This is a genomic window from Pseudomonas sp. F01002, from assembly GCF_004402115.1.
GTDB lineage: Bacteria > Pseudomonadota > Gammaproteobacteria > Pseudomonadales > Pseudomonadaceae > Aquipseudomonas > Aquipseudomonas frigoris.
On the sequence record NZ_SOPU01000015.1, the window covers coordinates 43,411 to 64,382 of the forward strand.

The following is a 20,972-nucleotide window of genomic DNA, read 5'->3' on the forward strand; positions in this document are numbered from 1 at the left end:
CTTCTGGCAGCCACTCAGGCAGCAGCTTTTCAGCGGCGCCCAGGGCGTGAGAGGCGACCTGTCGAATAAGGTCCGGGGTGCTCGGCTTATTCATCCTCGTGTCCCCCTAAAGATTGATCAGGGTCCGAAGAGTTAGCTGAACTCATCTCCTTGTTTGGCGCTTCCATCCCCATCTGATTAGTTACAGCGAGTGTTCGCAGTCGTTGCTCTAAGCGCATCAAGAAAGCTTCTTGAAATGGCGCCCGGGCGCTCCCAGGCATCCGCTCCTTCCAATGGTCCAGCAGATCCACCAAGGACTGTTTCAGGGGCGACGCCATCCATTGCTCGGCTATGGATGACGCGCCAGTGATAGCGTCCTGGAACGAGGCAGGATGGCGAGTCACAATGGGTGGCTGATCATCAATGGCTGGCAAAATTGCGAAACTGGATTTATCTGCCATGGCCAGCCCCCTCACGTCTAGCCGCACTATGGGCGGCTTTGAACAGGTCGCTGGCGTCCTCCAGGAGCAAATAAGCGGCATCCGCGAATTTGCTTAATTCGTCGGCGTGCGCTGTGGTTATCGTGATCGAGGCTAGGCTCGACAAAAGACCTTTCGCGACGCTTAAGCGCTGTTCTGCGCATTGATGTAAGTCGTGGTAAGGAGCGCTGGTATTCACTAGTAAAATCGGCGTATCTGTCGGGTTGGTAGTGAGCGGTACGAAATTAGCCATTGCACACCTCCACAGTTACGGCAGCGGCTAGGAGGCAGCGCAATATAGCGATAGGCACCCCGTCAATATGCAGATCCCCGGCGCGCTCAGCATCTTTGATTGCCAAATTGAGAGCAGCTTGGGTAGATCCGCTGCTATTCAGGCTGTCGAGGGCGTTGAGGGTGTCACGTAACGAGCTTTCGGGCAGCGGCACCCCGGGCTGGCTGTTGCTTACCGCATGAATGAAGTTCGCAAGCGCTCTTGGCAGGTTAGACATGGCGCACCTCCTTGGAAGGCGTGGATTCTGCTGACGCGAGGCGTGCGAGCTCAATGTGATGGTTGTAACGGGAGAGACGAGTTGCAAGGCTGGAGTTTGCGTGAAGTGCTGCGAAGGCCATGGCCTTGTGTGCGGCGACGCGGATGGAACGTGCGGACGGATTGAGGGCGTGCGGAAGCATCATTGGTGGAGCTCCTATTGTTGGGGAGCTGCCACCAATCGCGGTCAAACGAATAGGGGTGGCAGCTGTACGCGGGTTGACCGACCGGGACAATAGGAACCCGGCAGACCCGAAGGTCTCCCACGCACAGCCGCCATAAAACGATATTGCGGGCGCAAAAAAAGCGCCTGCAATGGTCTCTGGGGCGCTGTTGCGCCTATTGTTGATCGAGCGGTCAAACCCGGTCGCTGATTTGGCAGCGACAAGCGAACTATAGGCCCGACCAAATGCAGATTGCAAGTCGATCTGAGCGGCGAAAATGCTCACACAGTTGTGCGGGGTGATAAACTTCGACCTGTGTGTGGTGTGGTATGTGACCCTGGCAGCGTTGGTGCGCTTGCCGGGGTTTTGTCTTTTTTCAGGCATGAAAAACTCCAGGCCACTCGGCGTACAGCCAGGTAGCAGCGTGAATACTTGGTGCAACTGAAGGTTAGAAGTCGGTTAGTTGAATCGCACCGCTACCGCTTTTACTGAAGTGATGTTGCCCGCTTGAGCCAGCGGTACTAGCCATGCCGGGCTTTGGGGCGTTGAGTTCGAGTACAGCCGTCATGCGGCCGCTAGCGGTCGAGCAAAATGCCTCCTTGCCAGGTCGGCGGGCTGCATTGAGCAGAACGGCCTCTAGCTTGGACAAGTCGTTAAGGGCGAAGCGGATTGACTGTCCATCGACAGATAAAGTAATTGCGGTCATGAACGAACCTCCAAAGGTAAATGACTCGAATGCGTCCCCCGCATCGCTTTTTTCTTTCGTGTTTCGTTGCGTTCTTCCAGGCGATTAGCGATCCATTGATCAATTTCGGCCTCAAGCCAAGCCACGCTATTCACGCCAATTGGTACAGGTTTTGGGAAGGTACCGGCACGTATGTCGGCATAGATTGCCGCTCGACTTTTGCCGGTTTTCTGCTCTACATCGCGGCGTCGCAAAAGGCGATTGCCCAAGTCGATGCGTTGCACGGAGCTAAAGGGTTGTGATGCCGCACGGTTCATGAGCGTTGTCCCCTTACCTGGATGCGTCCCTGTATCCATGCCTGAACCTCGCTCAATACGAACGCCACCGGGGCATTGCGTGCGCCGCTATCGCTGAGCTTCACCGGTCTCGGGAAGGAAGCGTCGCGTTGGATCATTTTGTACACCGTAGGACGTGCAAGGCCGGTCAATTGCTGCAGCTCGGGCATGCGGACTAAGGCGACAGACGAAGTTTCACGTATGTCACTGGCTTTGCTCATGGTCGGCTCTCCAGTTCACCAAAGTTTGGAATTAACGAAATGGGCTGTTCGTTCTCAGTGGACAGGCCGAGCGCCAAGAGCACTCCGCGACGAACTGCGCTCGGTGCATACGGCAGTTGAATATCGGTATTTGGTTGGCTGGGTGGGCTCAGGCGATGCGTAATTTCGTCTATGCCAGTGAAGGTGGCGCCGCATACCGCGCTCTTGCAGACAAGTAAGGTTTTCGACAACAGTAGATGCTCGCTATTGGAGCTGCGTCGAATGAGTGCGGCTCCGCAATCAGGGCAAGGGCGTTGACGTCTGGTTTTAGGGTTGGCGCTCATGGGGATCTTGCCTCCGAATCTGGATGGCCCAAGCATCATTGATCCCGTCCAAGACTGGAATTTTCCACGGTTGTGAGTTGCGCGCTTACAAATTTTTGCGTGTCGAGGCTGCAGCTTGTTTTCACCTGATATGGCCATCAGGCTACCCCCTTGCCACAGCGCACATTGGCCTGTAGCCAGTCAGCGAGATCACGCTCGCGGTAGCGCACCAGGCGCCCAACTTTGACATAGGGTAGGGTGCGGCGACCGCTGCTGCGCCAGGCGGCGAGCGTGCGAATAGAAACGCCCAAGACATGCGCTGCATGCTCGGGCGTCATCAGATTAGCGCTGCGCGCTGTAGAGCTATGTGAATGCATCTTCGTCTCCGTAGGTCTATCTGCAACTACGGGGCGAAGGTTGCCTAGGGCATTTTTGAAGTGGTGAAAGTTCCAATTTCCAAAATTGGAAATTGACGCTTATTCAAGCTCGCGCAACGCTTTAGTCAGCAGCTTGGAGAAGCCTGCTCCCTTGAAGTTATGTCCTTCCAAACGAATCCCGCTAGCCACGTCAGCTAGGGCTTGAGAGATCCGCGAGATGTTCGGATCGACACCTTTCATGTATCGCCTCTTGCTGCTCTCAATTTGCTCATGGGCATCAAGTTGTTTTCCAAGATCCGCGATTAGGTGAGCAGCCAACCCCAGCACCCGCAGCAGCGGCTCAGTTTTGCTCTCTGGATCGCCCACCAGTTGCGGGAGCGGCAGGTCCGAGTCTGGATAGTCGCTCCATTCCGCCGTGCTCCGGGCCAAGGGAAAAGATTCCATAACGCCGTCGATGTTGGCATAGCCCATGATGAGGTCGTGTGGCTGGCGCGCTCTAGGCATAGGCAGGCCGGCTCGCAGCTGCTGGAGGTCGGAGAGATGAATGAGTACCTCGAATCTACCTTCGATAATGCTCTGAGGCCGATCATCTTCCCCTAGGCGGTAGCAACCGTACTCTCCGGATTCTTCTTCCGGGTATGCGCTTAGGCCAACCATGCCCGGAGCTTTGTTGTTTTGGGAGGAGGGAAAGAAAATCCCAAAATTTCGAATTGGAACAGGTCCGTCCACCAGGCAGATGGGCTCGCACCCACTTAAATCGAGTCGCACAAATGCCTCGACCACTGGGTTCACGGATGCCAGATCATGCTCCACTCGATACAGCACGATCTGCGCGTCGTCAGTTGGCCAATAATGAACCGGAACGCGCCCTTTTAGCGCTAGCCTCAATATCGAGTTTTCGTCGTAGCTCTCGCCAGTCGCGTCGGAAAGCCAGGCGGCGGCATCTTCAAAGCTCAGCCACTCCTTGAAAGTATAAATACCCATCGTGCTATCCCTGCGCCTGGAAATCGACAGAAATGACATTGCCTAGCTCGAGCTTGTCTAAATGATCGGCATACCATTGCATCATCTGCCGACGTTGCTCCAGGTAGATCGCCTTGTTGTAGACGCCGGAAACTCCCCCTTCAATGTGGGCCAACTGCGCTTCAACGTGCTCGCGGGGGAAGTTGTTTTCGCGCAAGGTTGTCGACGCGACATGGCGGAAGCCATGGCCTGTCTGTCGGCCGTCATAGCCCATGCGACGTAGTGCCATGTTGAACGCCATATTGCTGCGCGGTTTTTTGCGGTCGTTTCGCCCAGGGAAAAGCAGCGGGTAACGGCCACTGATGGTTTGCAGTTCCTTCAGCGCCTCGAGCGCCTGCCGTGATAGGGGTACCAGATGATCGCGACGCTTCTTCATCCGCTCGGCCGGAATGCACCAGAGCCCCTTTGCCAAGTCAAACTCGGACCAGGGCGCCTCGCGTAGTTCGCTGGGTCTGACGCCGGTCAGCATTAACAGGCGAAGGCCCAGCCGCAAATCCGTAGCGTGTGGGTACGCACTAATGGCCCTCAGGAGATCAGGCACCTCCTGAGCGGTGACATGGGCGTAGTTCTCGGCTGGCTTGCTCTGCAAGAAGCGGCTGAGTCCTTCCAGGGGGTTATGGATAGCTCGTCCGGTGACGCGAGCGAGGTCATAAATTTCTTTGCAGGATCGGCGCACCCGCTTCATCTGCTCGAGGATGCCCTTTCGCTCCAGCGTCTGTAGAAAGTCCATCCACTGTTTGGGAGTGATCTCCGTGTAACGGCGTTTGCCGAATACGGGGAAAACGTGGAGTTCAAGAGAGCCGCTATTCCGGCGAGCAGTGCTGGGCGCCCAGGTGGGCGTGCGTAGATCGAGCCACTCGCGGGCCAAATTCTCGAATGTGTTGGTCGTGGTCTCAAGCTCGTTCGCTGCACGGGCCTTGCGATTAGCGATGGGGTCTTCACCATCGGCAATCTCCTTGCGTAGTTCGCCAGCCTTCTTCCGGGCTAGCGCACCACTGACTTGCGGATACCCGCCAAGCCCCATCCAGCTCCACTTGGATTGCTGATTCTTGTAGCGCAGCTGCCACGACTTCTGACCGTCCGGCTTCACTCGCAGGTATAGGCCGTTGCCATCGAGCTCGCGATACTCAGAGGTCTCGGGTTCGATGCTCGCTAAAACCGTGTCGCTGAGCGGCCTGCGTTTGATTCCGGAGCGTTTCACGTCCGTGTATCCCTCTAGTTCTAAGATTTCCCAGGGATACACCCTGGGATACAAGGGGTGAGGTTATAAGGGGATACAGCAGGAGACAACCAGAAACAACAAAGCCCGCACGGGGCGGGCTTTGCAGGGCGTTTCGTAGGCATCTGTAGACAACTAGAAACAATGATTTGGTGCACCAGGCGGGATTCGAACCCACGACCACTGCCTTCGGAGGGCAGTACTCTATCCAGCTGAGCTACTGGTGCAATGCGGGCGCCATGATACTCATATGCGCTGCGGGCGTCCATGCTGCTGAATCACCTGCGTTTTTCCAAAGCGTAACCTGCGGTTGCTACGTTGATCAGAAAAATTAGGCAAATGCGCCGTTTTCGTTCTTTTTTTCGAACGCCCTATTGTCCTTTCCCGGCATTGATCCTAGGATTCGTTCGAGATTTCAAACGCTCTTGTCTGGGTGCTGAACCGCACGAGTTTCAATCAGTGCGCTATTTATGTGCTTCAGCCCGGTGAATGATTTCCCTGACGGCAGCCTATAAGGCGCCTTTCTACAATCATAATTCGCTCCGCGCTTGCCGCGGTGCTGTTAAGGAAAGCCGACATGCAGCTTAAAGACACCCAGTTGTTCCGCCAGCAAGCCTTTATCGATGGCGCTTGGGTTGATGCGGACAATGGTCAGACGATCAAGGTCAACAACCCGGCAACGGGCGAAATTCTGGGCACCGTGCCGAAAATGGGCGCTGCCGAAACCCGCCGTGCAATTGAAGCCGCTGACAGAGCGCTGCCGGCCTGGCGTGCACTGACCGCCAAGGACCGCGCGAACAAGCTGCGTCGCTGGTTCGAACTGATCATCGAGAACCAGGATGACTTGGCTCGCCTGATGACCCTCGAACAAGGCAAGCCATTGGCCGAAGCCAAGGGCGAAATCGTTTACGCCGCTTCCTTTATCGAGTGGTTCGCTGAAGAAGCCAAGCGCGTCTACGGTGACGTGATTCCGGGTCACCAGCCAGACAAGCGCTTGATCGTGATCAAGCAGCCAATCGGCGTGACCGCTGCAATCACCCCGTGGAACTTCCCGGCCGCGATGATCACCCGTAAAGCCGGCCCGGCCCTGGCCGCCGGTTGCACCATGGTGCTCAAGCCTGCTTCGCAAACTCCGTTTTCCGCATTCGCTTTGGCTGAACTGGCCCAACGTGCCGGCATTCCTGCCGGTGTGTTCAGTGTTGTGTCCGGCAGCGCCGGCGACATCGGCAGCGAGCTGACCAGCAACCCGATCGTGCGTAAATTGTCCTTCACCGGCTCGACCGAGATCGGTCGTCAGCTGATGGCTGAATGCGCCAAGGACATCAAGAAAGTGTCCCTGGAATTGGGCGGCAACGCGCCGTTCATCGTGTTCGACGACGCGGACCTGGATAAGGCCGTCGAAGGCGCGATCATTTCCAAGTACCGCAACAACGGCCAGACCTGCGTCTGCGCCAACCGTCTGTACATTCAGGATTCGGTCTACGACGCGTTCGCCGAGAAGCTGAAAGTGGCTGTGGCCAAACTCAAGATCGGTAACGGTCTGGAAGAAGGCACCACCACTGGCCCGCTGATCGACGAAAAAGCCGTGGCCAAGGTTCAAGAGCACATTGCTGACGCGATCAGCAAAGGCGCAACCATCCTGGCAGGTGGCAAGGTCATGGAAGGCAACTTCTTCGAGCCGACCATCCTGACCAACGTGCCGAAAAACGCTGCCGTGGCCAAGGAAGAAACCTTCGGTCCATTGGCTCCACTGTTCCGCTTCAAAGACGAAGCCGAAGTGATCGCGATGTCCAACGACACCGAGTTCGGTCTGGCTTCGTACTTCTATGCTCGCGACCTGGGTCGTGTGTTCCGTGTGGCTGAAGCTCTGGAATACGGCATGGTCGGCGTCAACACCGGGTTGATCTCCAACGAAGTCGCGCCATTCGGCGGCATCAAGGCGTCGGGCCTGGGCCGTGAAGGCTCCAAGTACGGCATCGAAGATTACCTGGAAATCAAATACCTCTGCCTGGGCATCTAAGCTCGAAGGGATAAGACCGGCAAGGCATTGCTTCAAACGCAAAGGGCACGAGAGCGCTGTCCCTTTGCGCGCTTCAAACGGAATTTTCTCTGTGGCCGGGAAAGCTGTGGCAGTCGATCATCGCATGCTGCCGTAGTTGCCTCCCCGCTGCATTTTCCTTGAACCACGCCGCCCGATGAGCGGTGAATGAGGACTTTATGAGCAAGACTAACGCATCCCTGATGAAACGCCGCGAAGCCGCTGTACCACGCGGTGTTGGCCAGATTCACCCGATTTTCGCCGAGTCCGCGAAGAACGCCACCGTGACCGACGTTGAAGGTCGCGAGTTCATCGACTTCGCCGGCGGTATCGCCGTGCTGAACACCGGTCACCTGCACCCGAAAATCATCGCCGCCGTGACCGCGCAGCTGAACAAGCTGACCCACACTTGCTTCCAGGTACTGGCTTACGAACCGTACGTAGAACTGTGCGAAAAAATCAACGCCAAGGTGCCAGGTGATTTCGCCAAGAAAACCCTGCTGGTGACCACCGGTTCCGAAGCGGTAGAAAACGCCGTGAAAATCGCCCGTGCCGCCACTGGCCGTGCCGGCGTGATTGCCTTCACCGGCGCTTACCACGGTCGCACCATGATGACCCTGGGCCTGACCGGTAAAGTCGTGCCTTACTCGGCCGGCATGGGCCTGATGCCAGGCGGCATCTTCCGCGCGCTGTACCCGAACGAACTGCACGGTGTGAGCATCGACGATTCGATCGCCAGCATCGAACGCATCTTCAAGAACGACGCCGAGCCGCGTGACATCGCTGCAATCATCATCGAGCCGGTTCAGGGCGAAGGCGGTTTCTACGTCGCGCCTAAAGAGTTCATGAAGCGTCTGCGCGCGCTGTGCGACCAGCACGGCATCCTGCTGATCGCTGACGAAGTACAGACCGGCGCTGGTCGTACCGGCACTTTCTTCGCCATGGAACAGATGGGCGTTGCTGCCGACCTGACCACCTTCGCCAAATCCATCGCTGGCGGCTTCCCGTTGGCCGGTGTGTGCGGCAAGGCCGAATACATGGACGCCATTGCTCCAGGCGGCCTGGGCGGCACCTACGCCGGTAGCCCGATCGCTTGCGCCGCGGCCCTGGCCGTAATGGAAGTGTTCGAAGAAGAGCACCTGCTGGACCGTTGCAAAGCTGTCGGCGAGCGTCTGGTCACTGGCCTGAAAGCCATCCAGGCCAAATACCCGGTGATCGGCGAAGTCCGTGCCCTGGGCGCGATGATCGCGGTCGAGCTGTTCGTTGATGGCGACAGCCACAAGCCGAACGCTCCAGCGGTAGCCGCCGTTGTGGCCAAGGCTCGCGACAAGGGACTGATCCTGCTGTCCTGCGGCACTTACGGTAACGTTCTGCGCGTCCTGGTACCGCTGACTTCGCCGGACGAGCAACTGGACAAAGGTCTGGCAATCATCGAAGAGTGCTTCTCCGAACTGTAATCTCCAAGCTCTGATCGATTTGTGAACTGATCGACACAAAAACCCGCTTCGGCGGGTTTTTTTGTGTCCCCGGAACACATCGATGGCAAATGCGCTGTATCGAATGGCCGGCATTGACTAAGGTGCAAGCACTACTTTGGAGTGTGTAAATGACTGCTGTGGTGTTACCCGCTGCGCCGCGTGTGTTGATTGCCGAGGCGGACCCCTGGTCCCGCGACCTGCTCCAGCAGGTTTTGTTGAATGTGCGCTGCGACGCGCGGCTGGATCTGTGTTCCGATGGTCAGGAAGCGCTGCACCTTTTGGCGGAAAATCCTTACGACCTGGTGATCGTCGACTGGGAGCTGCCCGGCGTCGATGGTTTGAATGTCTTGCGCAATGTCCGCCAACGCAAACGCAATCCACCCCTGCCGTTCATTCTGATGAGCAGCCGCAACGACAGCGCCAGTGTGCGCGAAGTCTTGCCCCTGGCGCCTGCTGCATACCTGACCAAACCCCTGAACATGGAAAGCCTGACCCACCGCCTGCAGGAGTTGCTGCTGAACGCTGGTGAAGAGGTGTCTTGCGAGATGCCTTCATTGGCGCCGGGCATCACCTTGTCGGCGTACCTGGAGCGTCGTCGTGAGTCTGCGGACGGTGCGCCGCTGATGACTGACGTGCAGTTGGCGGTCAAACGCAGCCTCAATCCCAACGGCCTCGATTTGACCGTGCTGAAGGACGAAATCCGCACCGATCCGCAGGTCACCGCCGTGCTGATCGCTGCCGCCAACAGCGCCGCCCATCACCTGGGTGCCACGGTGCAGACCCTGTCCCAGGCGCTGCACCGCCTTGGCACGGGGCAAAGCATGAACCTGATTCTGGGGCTGGCCCTCAAGCGCAGTGCCCGACTCAGCGACCCGTTTCTGGCCGACTATGCCGAGCGCTATTGGGAGCTGTCGCTGCGCACCGCCGAGTATGGCCGGACCCTGGCGCGCTTGCTGGATCTGGATCAGGAACGTTGTTATTGCGCCGGCATGCTGCATCGCCTCGGCGACCTTGCGCTGTTGCGGTGTTTGCAGGAATGGAAGCAGGCCGGTGGTGAGCTGGATGAATGGGAGGAGGTTGGCGAGGCGCTGGCCGAATTCGGCGCGGGTTATGGTTCGGCGCTGCGCACGCGCTGGCGTCTGCCGTTGGAGTTGCGGGAGTTGATTGCAGCGGTCTACCAGTTCGGTGGCGGGGTTTACTCCCGCGAAGCGCTGGTGATGAACATGGCTGCACAACTGGCGCGACTGACCGAGCATGAGGGCATTGAGGAACTGGCGAAGAGCCGGACGGCGCGGTTGCTCAAGATCGGGTTGCCGGAATTGATGCGGTTGCGCAAAAAGTAGCCATTGCCCAAACCCCCTGTGGGAGCGGGCTTGCTCGCGAAGGCGTCGTGTCAGTCGATATCAATGTTGCATGATACGGCGCCTTCGCGAGCAAGCCCGCTCCCACAGGGGTTTTGTGTTGAGCCTGTCAGGCCGAGATGATGCGGTTCTTGCCCTGGTGTTTGGCTTTGTACATTGCCGCATCCGCGCGGGCAAACAGGCTGTCGACGCTTTCGTCCTCGGCGGTAAGGCTGGTCAGGCCCTGGCTGACGGTGATGCCGAACGTCTGGTCGCCATGGCTGAAACTTAAGCGCTGAATCTCCCGTTGCAGGCGTTCGGCCACTTGCATGGCCATGTCTGGCGCACAGCCGGGAAACACCGCTGCAAACTCCTCACCGCCAACTCGCCCGAACAAATCACCACGACGCAAAGCCGCGCGACTGCTCTCGGCGATTCGTTGCAGCACGTTGTCGCCTTCCTGGTGGCCGTAGGTATCGTTGATCACTTTGAAGTCATCGATGTCCAGCAGCAGGAATGCCAGCGGCGTGCCTTGGTTCCGTGCCTGTTCGAATTCACGGTGGGCGCAGTCGAAGAAGTGTCGGCGGTTACTGCTCTGGGTCAGTACGTCGGTGGTGGCCAGGCGTTGCAGCTCGGTTTCCATCTGCTTCTTGTCAGTAATGTCTTCGGCAATGCCGACGATGATCACCGGTTGCCCCGGCTCGGCCTGACGGTTGATGAAGCACTTGTCACTGAGCCAGCGGACCTGGCCGTCGGCGGCAATGATTCGGTATTCGCGGTCTTCATCGGCGCCTTTGACCAGTACTTCGGCCAGGCTGCGTTCGGCATAGTCCAGATCGTCGGGGTAAATGCTGTCGCGCCATTGGTTATAGTCGGACAGCAACAAGCCTGCGGAGCGGCCGAAAATCCGTTCATCCGCGGGGCTGACATAGAGCACCCGACGGGACTCCCAGTCGAAGGCCCAAAGCACCGCGTTGACGCTCACCAGCAGAGCGCTGAACAGTTGTTCGCGTTCGCTCAGGCGCGCCACTTCGCCTTGTGCATGCATCAGCGCCAGCAAGGTTTGCGCGGCCTCGGGCCACTGCTGGAGGGATGAGTCTTGCAGGCTTTTATTGACCATCGACACTCTCAAGGGGCGTGTGCCGCTCGAGGTTCGAAAGCGGCCAGTACCAGGGCCCGCCTGGATGGCGAAGTGTCTTTGAGATAGGGGATTTGGAGCTAAGTTCCGAAGGGTGCGCCCACGAACGAGGCGCACCGATCAACGGCGTCAGACAGCGGCGGGGCGCAGGGAGTAGGTTTTCAACTGATCGGCAAAGTCGCGCAGGGATTGAATCCCGCTGGCTTCGGCTTCGTGTACCCAATCCTTGATGGCGGCCAGCATGTCGTGACCATTTGAGCTGGTCTTGACCCAGATCTGCTGCAAGGCCAGGCGTTTCTCGTAAATTACCTTCAGCGCCTGACTGTGCTCGAGCATGGTCTGGATGCGAATGTGGTGTTTGTCATCCAGCAGGCTGGTTTCCCGCGAGAGCAGGCGCTTGGCGCGGTGGAACTGGTGACGGACCGAGTGATCGACCTTTTCCAGCTCTTGTTTGACCAGCGGTGCGATCACCAATTTGCGGTACTGGGCCATGATCTGGAAGCGGTTGTTGAGGATCGCCATGGCGGTGTCCATGTCCAGATTGCCTTTGCCTTCGACCCGATGGGCGATGGGCGCGACCCGCTGAACCTTGGCCAGACGCAGGAAGCTGAAGACCTGGATCCAGGCCCAGCCGAGATCGAATTCCCACTTCTTCACCGACAGTTTTGCCGAATTAGGGTAGGTGTGATGGTTGTTATGCAGTTCTTCGCCGCCGATCAGGATGCCCCAAGGCACCAGATTGGTCGCCGCATCGCGGCATTCGAAGTTGCGATAGCCGATGGCATGGCCCAAGCCATTGACCACGCCGGCGGCCCAGACCGGGATCCACATCATCTGGATCGCCCAGATGGTGATGCCGATGGTGCCGAACAGCAGCAGGTCGATGACGCCCATGATCGCCACGCCCAGCAGCGGAAAACGGCTGTACAGGTTGCGTTCGATCCAGTCTTCGGGGCAGTTCTTGCCGTAGATGCGCAGGGTCTCGGGGTTTTCCGCCTCGGCACGGTACAGCTCGGCGCCTTTGCGCAGAACGGTGGACAGGCCCTTGATGACCGGGCTGTGCGGGTCATCGACGGTTTCGCATTTGGCGTGGTGCTTGCGGTGGATAGCGGTCCACTCACGGGTGTTCTGTGCCGTGGTCAGCCACAGCCAGAAGCGGAAGAAATGTTTCAGGCCGGCATTGAGCTCAAGCGAGCGATGGGCTGAATAACGATGCAGATAGACCGTGACGCCGATGATCGTCACGTGGGTCATCAGCAGGGTGACTGCCACCAGTGACCAGGGCGACAAGCCGAGAAAACCTTCGTACCACATAGGCTATTGGGCCCTCGATAAAGAAAAAAACAGCCGTTGCATTATCACTTAGCCCACAGATAAAACCAGTCGCCCTTTCAGATAAGAGTGGCTGGATGTTTCTTTAAACTATAATTCCATCCTTTTTGAAGGGACATGGACAGCCGAATGTCTGCCACCTATCGCGATGCTTTGCGTGCAGCGCTGCTTTACCTTCTGGTTTCTGTAGGTTGGCTGCTGTTTAGCGGTTATTTATTGAACAGTTTCTTCGATAGCTCCGCTGAGCTAATGCGATGGCAACTGATCAACGGTTACGCCTGGGTGGTATTCAGCGCCGGTTTGATTTTTCTCGCTCGGGCGCGATTGTTCCGTTGCCTGGGGATCGGCGCAAAATTGCGTGAACGCACTGAAGACCACGAGCGTTTGCGTCAAGCGGCCGCGGTGTTCGATTGCACGCGTGAAGGGGTGCTGGTCACCGACAACAAAGGGTTGATCGTCCACGTAAACCGGGCCTTCATGGCAATCACCGGCTATCAGAGCGAGGAGGTGCTCGGCCAGCGCCCCAGCCTGTTCAAGTCCGGTCATCACCCGCCGGCTTTCTACCAGGCGATGTTCGCGACACTCACCAGCACCGGCGAGTGGAGCGGGGAAATCTGGAACCGCCGCAAAAGCGGCGAGATCTACCCGCAATGGCAGACAATCCGCGTCATTGACGACGAGAGAGGGCGGCGCAGCCATTACGTGGCAGTGTTTTCCGACATTAGCGCAATCAAGAACTCCGAACATGAGCTGACGCACCTGGCTCACTACGATCCGCTGACCGATCTGCCCAACCGCTTGCTGTTCACCGACCGCACCGAGCAGGCCCTGGCTTCGGCGCAGATCCACAAGCGCGGCTGCGCGTTACTGATGATCGATCTTGATCACTTCAAGATGATCAACGACAGCCTCGGGCATAGCATTGGGGACCAGTTGCTCAGGGGCGTGGCCGAGCGTTTGAAAGCGATGGTCGGTCCGGGAATCACGCTGGCACGCCTTGGCGGTGACGAGTTCGCCGTTCTGGCTGAAAGCTGTCCGCAAATGGTGCACGCGGCGGCGCTGGCTCAGCGGATCATCGATGGCCTCAAAGAGCCGTTCCAGATCGACGGGCATCAGTTGTTCGTCAATATCAGCGTCGGCATCAGCCTGTTCCCCGGCGACGCCTTGAGTGCCGAGCAGCTGTTGCGCAACTCCGACTCGGCGCTGTTCAAGGCCAAGGGTGCCGGCCGCAACGGCTACGCCCTCTATACCGAAGAATTGACCGCCCATGCCCAGCAACGGGTCGAGACTGCATTCGAATTGCGCCGTGCGCTGGAGCAGCAGGAGTTGCGGGTTTATTACCAGCCGGTTCACGACCTCAAGACCAGCCGCCTGATCGGCGTCGAGGCATTGGTGCGCTGGGAGCATCCACAGCGAGGGTTGGTGTCGCCGGCAGAATTCATTCCCATTGCCGAGCGCACCGGTCTGATCGCCGAAATTGATGCCTGGGTGATGCGCCAAGCGTGTGAGCAGATGTGCCGGTGGCAGCAGGCCGGGGTGGTGTTGTCGTTTGTCGCGGTGAATGTTTCTTCTCGATTGTTCGCCCGCCGTGAGTTGTTTGGGCAGGTGGCGAAGGTGCTGAACGAAACCGGGCTGGATCCTGCCTGTCTGGAGCTGGAAGTTACCGAGAGCGCTGTGATGGATGACCCGGAAGTCGCACTGGAGCAGATGCACAGGTTGCGTGAATTAGGAGTTCGGCTGGCCATCGATGACTTCGGTACAGGCTATTCGTCGTTGCTGCGCCTCAAGCGAATGCCGGTACAGAAACTCAAGATCGACCAGGGCTTCGTTGCCGGGTTGCCGTGGGATGAAGATGACGCGGCGATTGTGCGGGTGATCATCGCGCTGGCCCAGAGCATGGGAATGCAGGTTCATGCCGAGGGGATCGAGCAGCTCGAGCAGGCGGGTTTCCTGCTCGAACACGATTGCGATCTGGGGCAGGGCTACTGGTTTGGGCGGCCGGTGCCGGCCGGGGAGATGGATTGGAAGCGTGCTCCACTGATTCTTCAGCACTGATCGGTCTTCGATTGGTCTTTTGGTTATATTAAAATTCTTAAATAGTCTTTTTAAGAATATCCGCGCTTATCTACTATTGGTCCCACGCCGCAAGCAGTCTCGCCACTGCCAGGCAACCTCTAGTTGAAGGAGCAGCATCATGAGCGCATCCCTACGTAGCGTTGACGGCCAGGACGAAGCAACCATTTTGCGTGAGATCCAGAGCGCCTTGCGCGATCTGCGTTTTGGCGCAGTGGAAATCACCGTGCATAACGCCCAGGTGGTCCAGATCGAACGCAAAGAGAAATTCCGGTTGCAGAGCCCGAGCAACAAACCGAGCTGAAACAAAGATCAAAAGATCGCAGCCTGCGGCAGCTCCTACGGGGGCTTTGTGTAGGAGCTGCCGCAGGCTGCGATCTTTGACAGGCAACCCCGATTCCAGACCATAAAAAGCCATTACAAACAGAATTCCAGGAGCTTTCACCATGTCGTCGATTCGTCATTTCGCTTTGGCCGCCCTGGCCAGTGCCCTGTTTGCTGGTTCCGCGGTTGCCAAGGATTACGAACTGCTTAACGTGTCGTACGACCCGACTCGCGAGCTGTATCAGGACTACAACGCCGAATTCGTCAAGTTCTGGCAGAAAGACCACGCCGGCGACAGCGTGAAAATCCAGCAGTCCCACGGTGGTTCGGGCAAGCAGGGCCGGGCAGTGATCGACGGTCTGCGTGCCGACGTGGTGACCCTGGCCCTGGCCGGTGACATCGATGAAATCGCCAAACTCGGCAAGACCCTGCCAGCGGATTGGCAGAAGCGTCTGCCGGAAGCGAGCACGCCTTACACCTCGACCATCGTGTTCCTTGTGCGCAAGGGCAACCCTAAAGGCATCAAGGACTGGGGCGACCTGACCAAGAACGGCGTGGAAGTTATCACCCCGAACCCGAAAACCTCCGGCGGAGCACGCTGGAACTTCCTCGCGGCGTGGGCCTATGGCCTGAAAGCCAATGGCGGTAACGAAGCGAAAGCCAAGGAATACGTGCAAACCCTGTTCAAGCACGTTCCTGTGCTGGACACCGGTGCTCGCGGTTCGACCATTACCTTCGTCAACAACGGTCAGGGCGACGTGTTGCTGGCCTGGGAAAACGAAGCCTTCCTGGCCCTGAAAGAAGACGGCGGCGCTGACAAGTTCGACATTGTCGTGCCTTCGCTGTCGATCCTCGCCGAACCTCCGGTAGCCGTGGTCGACAAGAACGCCGAGAAAAAGGGCAACACCGAGATCGCCGAAGCGTACCTCAAGCACCTGTACAGCCCGGCCGGCCAGGAAATCGCGGCAAAAAACTTCTATCGTCCACGTGACAAGGATGTTGCCGCCAAGTACGCCAAACAGTTCCCGACACTGGATCTGGTGACCATCGACAAGGATTTCGGCGGCTGGAAAACCGCTCAACCGAAATTCTTCAACGATGGTGGCGTGTTCGACCAGATTTATCAGGCGCAATAACCTGAAAACGATCAGTTAAACGCAATTCATGTGGGAGCGGGCTTGCTCGCGAAGACGGCGGCACAGTCAATATCGATGTTGTCTGACACACCGCTTTCGCGAGCAAGCCCGCTCCCACAGGTTACGCACCAACGGGCCCCGATTTCACCGTCGGGGCTTAGCGCGTTCTCAACCAAGGACTTTTATGTCGCGTCGTATCTCCCCCGTCATACCCGGCTTCGGGCTGACGCTGGGCTACACCTTGGTGTACCTCAGCCTGATTGTGCTCATTCCACTGGCGGCGATGTTCGTGCATGCCGCTCAACTCACCTGGGACCAGTTCTGGGCGATTATCTCGGCGCCACGGGTGCTGGCGGCGTTGAAGCTCAGCTTCGGCACCGCGCTCTATGCCGCGATTATCAACGGCATCATCGGCACGCTGCTGGCCTGGGTGCTGGTGCGCTATACCTTCCCGGGACGCAAAGTCATCGACGCGATGATCGACTTGCCCTTCGCGTTGCCCACTGCCGTGGCCGGTATCGCACTGACTGCGTTGTACACCCCCACCGGTTTGGTGGGTCAGTTCGCAGCGGACCTGGGTTTCAAGATCGCGTATACCCCTCTCGGCATCACCCTTGCCCTCACTTTTGTGACACTTCCATTCGTAGTACGTACCGTACAGCCAGTATTGGCTGATATCCCGCGTGAAGTGGAAGAAGCGGCGGCGTGCCTGGGTGCAAAACCGTTACAGGTTTTCCGCCATATTCTGGTGCCCGCGCTGCTGCCAGCCTGGCTGACCGGTTTCGCGTTGGCCTTTGCCCGCGGGGTCGGCGAGTACGGTTCGGTGATTTTCATCGCCGGCAACATGCCGATGAAAACCGAGATCCTGCCGCTGCTGATCATGGTCAAACTTGACCAGTACGATTACACCGGCGCCACGTCCATTGGTGTACTGATGCTGGTGGTTTCTTTCGTCCTGTTGCTGCTGATCAACTTGCTGCAGCGGCGCATCGAAACCCCATAAGGAGGCGCGAAAATGTCCCAATCGTCTATTAGCGCCGCTTCCTCGGCCAACGCTGCCCGCCGTGGCAGTGCCACTTCGCGGCGAATTCTGATCAGCCTTGGCTGGCTGATTTTTGCGCTGTTTCTGTTTCTGCCACTGTTCATCGTGGTGTCCCAGGGGCTGAAAAATGGCCTCGGTGCGTTCTTCACCGCGATCTTCGAACCCGACGCTCTGTCGGCCCTGAAACTCACGGTGATTGCCGTGCTGATTTCAGTGCCGCTGAACCTGGTGTTCGGTGTCAGCGCCGCGTGGTGCGTGAGTAAATACTCGTTCCGCGGCAAGAGCATGCTGGTGACCCTGATCGACTTGCCGTTCTCGGTATCGCCGGTGATCGCCGGTCTGGTCTACGTGCTGATGTTCGGTGCTCAGGGCCTGTTCGGGCCGTGGCTGCAGGACCACGACATCCAGATCGTCTTCGCCTTGCCGGGCATCGTGTTGGCGACGATCTTCGTCACCGTGCCGTTCGTGGCGCGTGAGCTGATCCCGCTGATGCAGGAACAAGGCACGCAGGAAGAAGAGGCCGCGCGTCTGCTCGGGGCCAATGGCTGGCAGATGTTCTGGCACATCACCGTTCCCAACATCAAATGGGGCCTGATCTACGGCGTGGTGCTGTGTACGGCGCGGGCCATGGGTGAGTTCGGTGCGGTGTCGGTGGTTTCCGGGCACATTCGCGGGGTGACCAACACCCTGCCGCTGCACGTCGAGATCCTCTACAACGAATACAACCACGTGGCCGCGTTCGCTGTGGCGAGCCTGTTGCTGATCCTGGCGCTCTTCATCCTGCTGCTCAAGCAGTGGAGCGAAAACCGTATTAACCGCCTGCGCACCAGCGCCGCGGAGGAATAAGTCATGTCGATCGAAGTGCGTAACGTCAGCAAGAATTTTCACGCGTTCAAGGCGCTGGACAACATCAGCCTGGACATTCAAAGCGGCGAACTCGTGGCGCTGCTCGGCCCGTCCGGCTGCGGCAAGACCACCCTGCTGCGGATCATCGCCGGTCTGGAAACCCCGGATAAGGGCAACATCGTGTTCCACGGTGAAGACGTGTCCGGCCATGATGTGCGTGATCGCAACGTCGGTTTCGTGTTCCAGCACTACGCGCTGTTCCGCCACATGACCGTGTTCGACAACGTCGCGTTCGGCCTGCGCATGAAGCCGAAAAACCAGCGCCCGAGCGAAAGCCAGATCGCGGTGAAAGTCCATGAGCTGCTGAACATGGTGCAACTGGATTGGCTATCGGATCGCTACCCGGAACAACTCTCCGGTGGCCAGCGTCAACGTATTGCCTTGGCTCGTGCCTTGGCGGTTGAACCGAAAGTCCTGCTGCTCGACGAACCTTTCGGCGCCCTCGACGCCAAGGTCCGTAAAGAGCTGCGTCGCTGGTTGGCGCGGCTGCACGAAGACATCAACCTGACCTCGGTGTTCGTGACTCACGACCAGGAAGAAGCGATGGAAGTCGCCGACCGCATCGTGGTGATGAACAAGGGCGTGATCGAGCAGATCGGCTCACCGGGCGACGTCTACGAAAACCCGGCCAGCGATTTCGTTTATCACTTCCTGGGCGATTCGAACCGGCTGCATCTGGGTGAAGACAACCATGTGCTGTTCCGTCCGCACGAAGTGTCGCTGTCGCGTCATGAGCTGGAGGATCACCACGCGGCCGAGGTGCGGGATATTCGTCCGTTGGGCGCGACGACACGGGTGACGCTGAAGGTCGAAGGCCAGAGCGAATTGATTGAAGCTGAAGTGGTGAAAGATCACGACAGCCTGATCGGGTTGGCGAAGGGCGAGACGCTGTTCTTCAAGCCGAAGGTCTGGCAGAAAGTCGCCAACATCTAAAGCAAAAGCTTCGCGAGCAAGCCCGCTCCCACACTGGATCTATGGTGGACACAAATCCAATGTGGGAGCGGGCTTGCTCGCGAAAGCGATCTACGCAGTGGCGCGATTCGGATTGACCCGCACACCACCCACCCGCGCCTCGATCTGCTCTTTCAGGTCATGCCGCAACCCCAGCAAAAACGCCAACTCCACCACCACAAACAACGGCCCGACAATCAACCCCGTGACATCATCGACAAACGCCGGTTTGCGTCCTTCGTAGTGATGACCGACAAATTGAATCGCCCAACCCACCACAAACATCCCGATGCCGCTCGCAAGCCAGACGAACGTGCTTTGCTGCGCGAGCACATGACCCAGCCAAACGCAAAGGCCCAGCAACACCGTCATCAGCGCGCCCAGCCGTAACTCCAATCGCAGATAAAACCACGCCGAAGCCAGCGCCAAAAGCACTGCCGGTGACACCCAAACCCCGGCCAGCGACCACTCGGGCCGTGACAGCAGCACCGCCACTGCGACGACGATCAGCGGAATACCGATAAAGTGGGTGGCAATATTGCGCGGGTCACGGTGGTAGGCGGCGTATTGACTGAGATGGTCGACGAGGCTTTTCATTGTTGTTCCTCCTGTTGGGTGATGGATCATGCCCCGGGTCCACATTTCGCTCTGTCAGGCAGGCGACAATCTCCAGGAGTTTTCATGGACATGCAGGTATGGCGTTCGCGGCTGGATAAAGGGCAGTGGTTCAGCCATCTACCTGTTCCTTTACAGGATAGTCTGCTGGCCGCCGCCAAGGTGCGGCGGTTGTCGCCGGGCCAGCGGCTGTTCAAGCGCGGCGATCCACCGTGCGGGTTGTACGCGGTGCTCGAAGGTTCGGTGCGGATCGGCGCGGTGAGCGAGCAGGGCAAGGAGGCGCTGTTAAGCCTGGTGGAGTCGCCCCACTGGTTCGGCGAAATCTGTCTGTTCGATGGCCAGCCGCGCACTCACGATGCGTTCGGTCTGGGTCATTGCACCCTGTTGCACATCCCGCAGACCGCGCTGCTGACTTTGCTTGATGAGCAACCGGCGTACTGGCGGCAACTGGCATTGCTGATGAGCCAGAAACTGCGCCTGACCTTCATCAATCTCGAACAACTGAGCCTCATGCCAACCGCCGCTCGACTAGCTCATCGCTTGCTGATGATCGCCGAGGGTTACGGCGAAATCGACCCGCCGCGACGGGTGTTGCAACTGCCCCAGGAACAATTGGCGTCGATGCTTTCGCTGTCGCGCCAGACCATCAACCAGATTCTCAAGGACTTGCAGGGGCAGGGGATTGTGAACCTCAAGTACGGCGAGATCGAGATTCTGGATGCGCAACGATTGCGGATGTTGGCGATTATCTAAAACCCGGCGTTAGTGGTGGGCTTTGGACGCGAAGGCGCCTAGCCTGTGATGACGACAATCGAGGTGTGCCATGCGTGTGCTGTTAGTGGAAGACGAACCTGAGACCGCCAAACTCCTGGCTAAAGGTCTGAACGAGGCAAGTTACTCAGTCGATGTGGCGGTCAACGGTATGGACGGCCGTCGTTTCATCGAGTCTGGCGAATACGAGCTGATCATCCTCGACGTGATGCTGCCGGGGCTCAATGGCTGGCAGTTGCTGCAGCAGATCCGCAAGCTCGGCGAAACGCCGGTGCTGTTCCTGACCACCAAGGACGGCATCGAGGATCGCCTGCGCGATCTGGAGTTGCATGAGGATGATTACCTGCTCAAGCCGTTTGCCGTGAGTGAACTGGTGAAGCGGGTGCGTAAATTGTTGCGGCGGGATCGGGGGCGCTGAGGCGTTTCTGTAGTGTCTGGTCTGGCCTCATCGCGAGCAAGCTCGCTCCCACATTGGAATGCGGTCAACTGTGGGAGCG

Annotated in this window: 25 protein-coding genes and 1 tRNA gene; 11 read left to right on the plus strand and 15 right to left on the minus strand. The window is 58.3% G+C overall.

What is annotated here, in order from left to right:
- Positions 1 to 86: 86 nt before the first annotated feature.
- The 12 genes from E3W21_RS09735 to E3W21_RS09790 all read right to left on the minus strand — a co-directional run bounded on the left by E3W21_RS09735 (position 87) and on the right by E3W21_RS09790 (position 5,558).
- Complete coding sequence (locus E3W21_RS09735) at positions 87 to 440, minus strand: hypothetical protein (RefSeq protein WP_134419232.1); 354 nt, start codon at positions 438 to 440, stop codon at positions 87 to 89.
- Entirely contained in the window at positions 430 to 711 is a 282-nt protein-coding gene (locus E3W21_RS09740) for a hypothetical protein (RefSeq protein WP_134419233.1), read from the minus strand. The genes E3W21_RS09735 and E3W21_RS09740 overlap by 11 nt, the downstream gene beginning before the upstream one ends.
- Complete coding sequence (locus E3W21_RS09745; RefSeq protein ID WP_134419234.1) at positions 704 to 967, minus strand: hypothetical protein; 264 nt, start codon at positions 965 to 967, stop codon at positions 704 to 706. Before E3W21_RS09745 ends, E3W21_RS09740 begins: the two co-directional genes overlap by 8 nt.
- Positions 960 to 1,148: a hypothetical protein gene (locus E3W21_RS09750; protein WP_371927072.1), complete on the minus strand. Its 189-nt coding sequence runs from the start codon at positions 1,146 to 1,148 to the stop codon at positions 960 to 962. The genes E3W21_RS09745 and E3W21_RS09750 overlap by 8 nt, the downstream gene beginning before the upstream one ends.
- A 469-nt stretch (positions 1,149 to 1,617) precedes the next feature.
- Positions 1,618 to 1,875, minus strand: a complete 258-nt coding sequence (locus E3W21_RS09755; protein WP_134419235.1) for a hypothetical protein — start codon at positions 1,873 to 1,875, stop codon at positions 1,618 to 1,620.
- Complete coding sequence (locus E3W21_RS09760; protein WP_134419236.1) at positions 1,872 to 2,171, minus strand: AlpA family transcriptional regulator; 300 nt, start codon at positions 2,169 to 2,171, stop codon at positions 1,872 to 1,874. Before E3W21_RS09760 ends, E3W21_RS09755 begins: the two co-directional genes overlap by 4 nt.
- Positions 2,168 to 2,410 carry an AlpA family transcriptional regulator gene (locus tag E3W21_RS09765; RefSeq protein WP_134419237.1) on the minus strand — a complete coding sequence of 81 codons (243 nt, stop codon included), beginning with the start codon at positions 2,408 to 2,410 and terminating at the stop codon, positions 2,168 to 2,170. Before E3W21_RS09765 ends, E3W21_RS09760 begins: the two co-directional genes overlap by 4 nt.
- Entirely contained in the window at positions 2,407 to 2,871 is a 465-nt protein-coding gene (locus tag E3W21_RS09770; RefSeq protein WP_305955675.1) for an ogr/Delta-like zinc finger family protein, read from the minus strand. Before E3W21_RS09770 ends, E3W21_RS09765 begins: the two co-directional genes overlap by 4 nt.
- Positions 2,871 to 3,089, minus strand: coding sequence for a helix-turn-helix domain-containing protein (locus E3W21_RS09775; RefSeq protein WP_134419239.1), 219 nt, complete (start codon positions 3,087 to 3,089; stop codon positions 2,871 to 2,873). Before E3W21_RS09775 ends, E3W21_RS09770 begins: the two co-directional genes overlap by 1 nt.
- 99 nt (positions 3,090 to 3,188) lie before the next feature.
- Positions 3,189 to 4,073, minus strand: coding sequence for a hypothetical protein (locus E3W21_RS09780; RefSeq protein ID WP_134419240.1), 885 nt, complete (start codon positions 4,071 to 4,073; stop codon positions 3,189 to 3,191).
- A 4-nt stretch (positions 4,074 to 4,077) separates the two neighbouring features.
- Entirely contained in the window at positions 4,078 to 5,313 is a 1,236-nt protein-coding gene (locus tag E3W21_RS09785; RefSeq protein WP_134419241.1) for a tyrosine-type recombinase/integrase, read from the minus strand.
- A gap of 168 nt (positions 5,314 to 5,481) precedes the next feature.
- Positions 5,482 to 5,558: transfer RNA gene (locus E3W21_RS09790), tRNA-Arg, on the minus strand.
- A gap of 350 nt (positions 5,559 to 5,908) precedes the next feature.
- On the opposite strand from E3W21_RS09790, the gene gabD reads away from it, so the two are divergent.
- The 3 genes from gabD (at position 5,909) to E3W21_RS09805 (ending at position 10,190) form a co-directional block, all read left to right on the plus strand.
- The gene (gene gabD / locus E3W21_RS09795; RefSeq protein WP_134419242.1) at positions 5,909 to 7,351 is read left to right on the plus strand and encodes an NADP-dependent succinate-semialdehyde dehydrogenase; all 1,443 of its coding nucleotides are present in this window, start codon (positions 5,909 to 5,911) and stop codon (positions 7,349 to 7,351) included.
- A gap of 197 nt (positions 7,352 to 7,548) precedes the next feature.
- Positions 7,549 to 8,826: a 4-aminobutyrate--2-oxoglutarate transaminase gene (gabT, locus tag E3W21_RS09800; protein WP_134419251.1), complete on the plus strand. Its 1,278-nt coding sequence runs from the start codon at positions 7,549 to 7,551 to the stop codon at positions 8,824 to 8,826.
- A gap of 149 nt (positions 8,827 to 8,975) precedes the next feature.
- Positions 8,976 to 10,190, plus strand: a complete 1,215-nt coding sequence (locus tag E3W21_RS09805) for a response regulator (protein ID WP_134419258.1) — start codon at positions 8,976 to 8,978, stop codon at positions 10,188 to 10,190.
- 127 nt (positions 10,191 to 10,317) lie between these two features.
- On the opposite strand, the gene E3W21_RS09815 is transcribed toward E3W21_RS09805, so the two are convergent.
- Both E3W21_RS09815 and desA read right to left on the minus strand, forming a co-directional pair.
- Positions 10,318 to 11,307, minus strand: a complete 990-nt coding sequence (locus E3W21_RS09815; RefSeq protein ID WP_134419265.1) for a sensor domain-containing diguanylate cyclase — start codon at positions 11,305 to 11,307, stop codon at positions 10,318 to 10,320.
- A 147-nt stretch (positions 11,308 to 11,454) separates the two neighbouring features.
- Positions 11,455 to 12,639 (minus strand): delta-9 fatty acid desaturase DesA, encoded by a 1,185-nt coding sequence (gene desA / locus E3W21_RS09820; protein ID WP_056745676.1) that lies wholly within the window; start codon positions 12,637 to 12,639, stop codon positions 11,455 to 11,457.
- Positions 12,640 to 12,786: 147 nt separating this feature from the next.
- Here desA and dibA point away from each other — a divergent pair, with 147 nt between their 5' ends.
- The 6 genes from dibA to E3W21_RS09855 all read left to right on the plus strand — a co-directional run bounded on the left by dibA (position 12,787) and on the right by E3W21_RS09855 (position 19,071).
- On the plus strand, positions 12,787 to 14,712 hold the full coding sequence (gene dibA, locus E3W21_RS09825) for a phosphodiesterase DibA (RefSeq protein ID WP_134419272.1): 1,926 nt from the start codon (positions 12,787 to 12,789) through the stop codon (positions 14,710 to 14,712).
- A 139-nt stretch (positions 14,713 to 14,851) separates the two neighbouring features.
- A complete protein-coding gene (gene oscA, locus E3W21_RS09830) occupies positions 14,852 to 15,034 on the plus strand; it encodes a sulfur starvation response protein OscA (protein ID WP_134419279.1) in 183 nt (60 codons plus the stop codon).
- Between the two features lie 142 nt (positions 15,035 to 15,176).
- Positions 15,177 to 16,190, plus strand: coding sequence for a sulfate ABC transporter substrate-binding protein (locus E3W21_RS09835; RefSeq protein ID WP_129439495.1), 1,014 nt, complete (start codon positions 15,177 to 15,179; stop codon positions 16,188 to 16,190).
- 184 nt (positions 16,191 to 16,374) lie between these two features.
- Positions 16,375 to 17,193: a sulfate ABC transporter permease subunit CysT gene (gene cysT / locus E3W21_RS09845; protein WP_033058556.1), complete on the plus strand. Its 819-nt coding sequence runs from the start codon at positions 16,375 to 16,377 to the stop codon at positions 17,191 to 17,193.
- A 12-nt stretch (positions 17,194 to 17,205) separates the two neighbouring features.
- Positions 17,206 to 18,078: a sulfate ABC transporter permease subunit CysW gene (gene cysW, locus E3W21_RS09850; RefSeq protein ID WP_134419285.1), complete on the plus strand. Its 873-nt coding sequence runs from the start codon at positions 17,206 to 17,208 to the stop codon at positions 18,076 to 18,078.
- Between the two features lie 3 nt (positions 18,079 to 18,081).
- Positions 18,082 to 19,071, plus strand: coding sequence for a sulfate/molybdate ABC transporter ATP-binding protein (locus E3W21_RS09855; protein WP_134419292.1), 990 nt, complete (start codon positions 18,082 to 18,084; stop codon positions 19,069 to 19,071).
- 90 nt (positions 19,072 to 19,161) lie between these two features.
- Here the strand turns inward: E3W21_RS09855 and E3W21_RS09860 are convergent, their stop codons facing one another.
- Complete coding sequence (locus tag E3W21_RS09860) at positions 19,162 to 19,686, minus strand: DUF962 domain-containing protein (RefSeq protein WP_134419299.1); 525 nt, start codon at positions 19,684 to 19,686, stop codon at positions 19,162 to 19,164.
- Positions 19,687 to 19,770: 84 nt separating this feature from the next.
- Here E3W21_RS09860 and E3W21_RS09865 point away from each other — a divergent pair, with 84 nt between their 5' ends.
- Together E3W21_RS09865 and E3W21_RS09870 are read left to right on the plus strand one after the other, a co-directional pair.
- Complete coding sequence (locus tag E3W21_RS09865; protein ID WP_134419305.1) at positions 19,771 to 20,457, plus strand: Crp/Fnr family transcriptional regulator; 687 nt, start codon at positions 19,771 to 19,773, stop codon at positions 20,455 to 20,457.
- 70 nt (positions 20,458 to 20,527) lie between these two features.
- Complete coding sequence (locus E3W21_RS09870; RefSeq protein ID WP_129439485.1) at positions 20,528 to 20,893, plus strand: response regulator; 366 nt, start codon at positions 20,528 to 20,530, stop codon at positions 20,891 to 20,893.
- Positions 20,894 to 20,972: the final 79 nt, after the last annotated feature.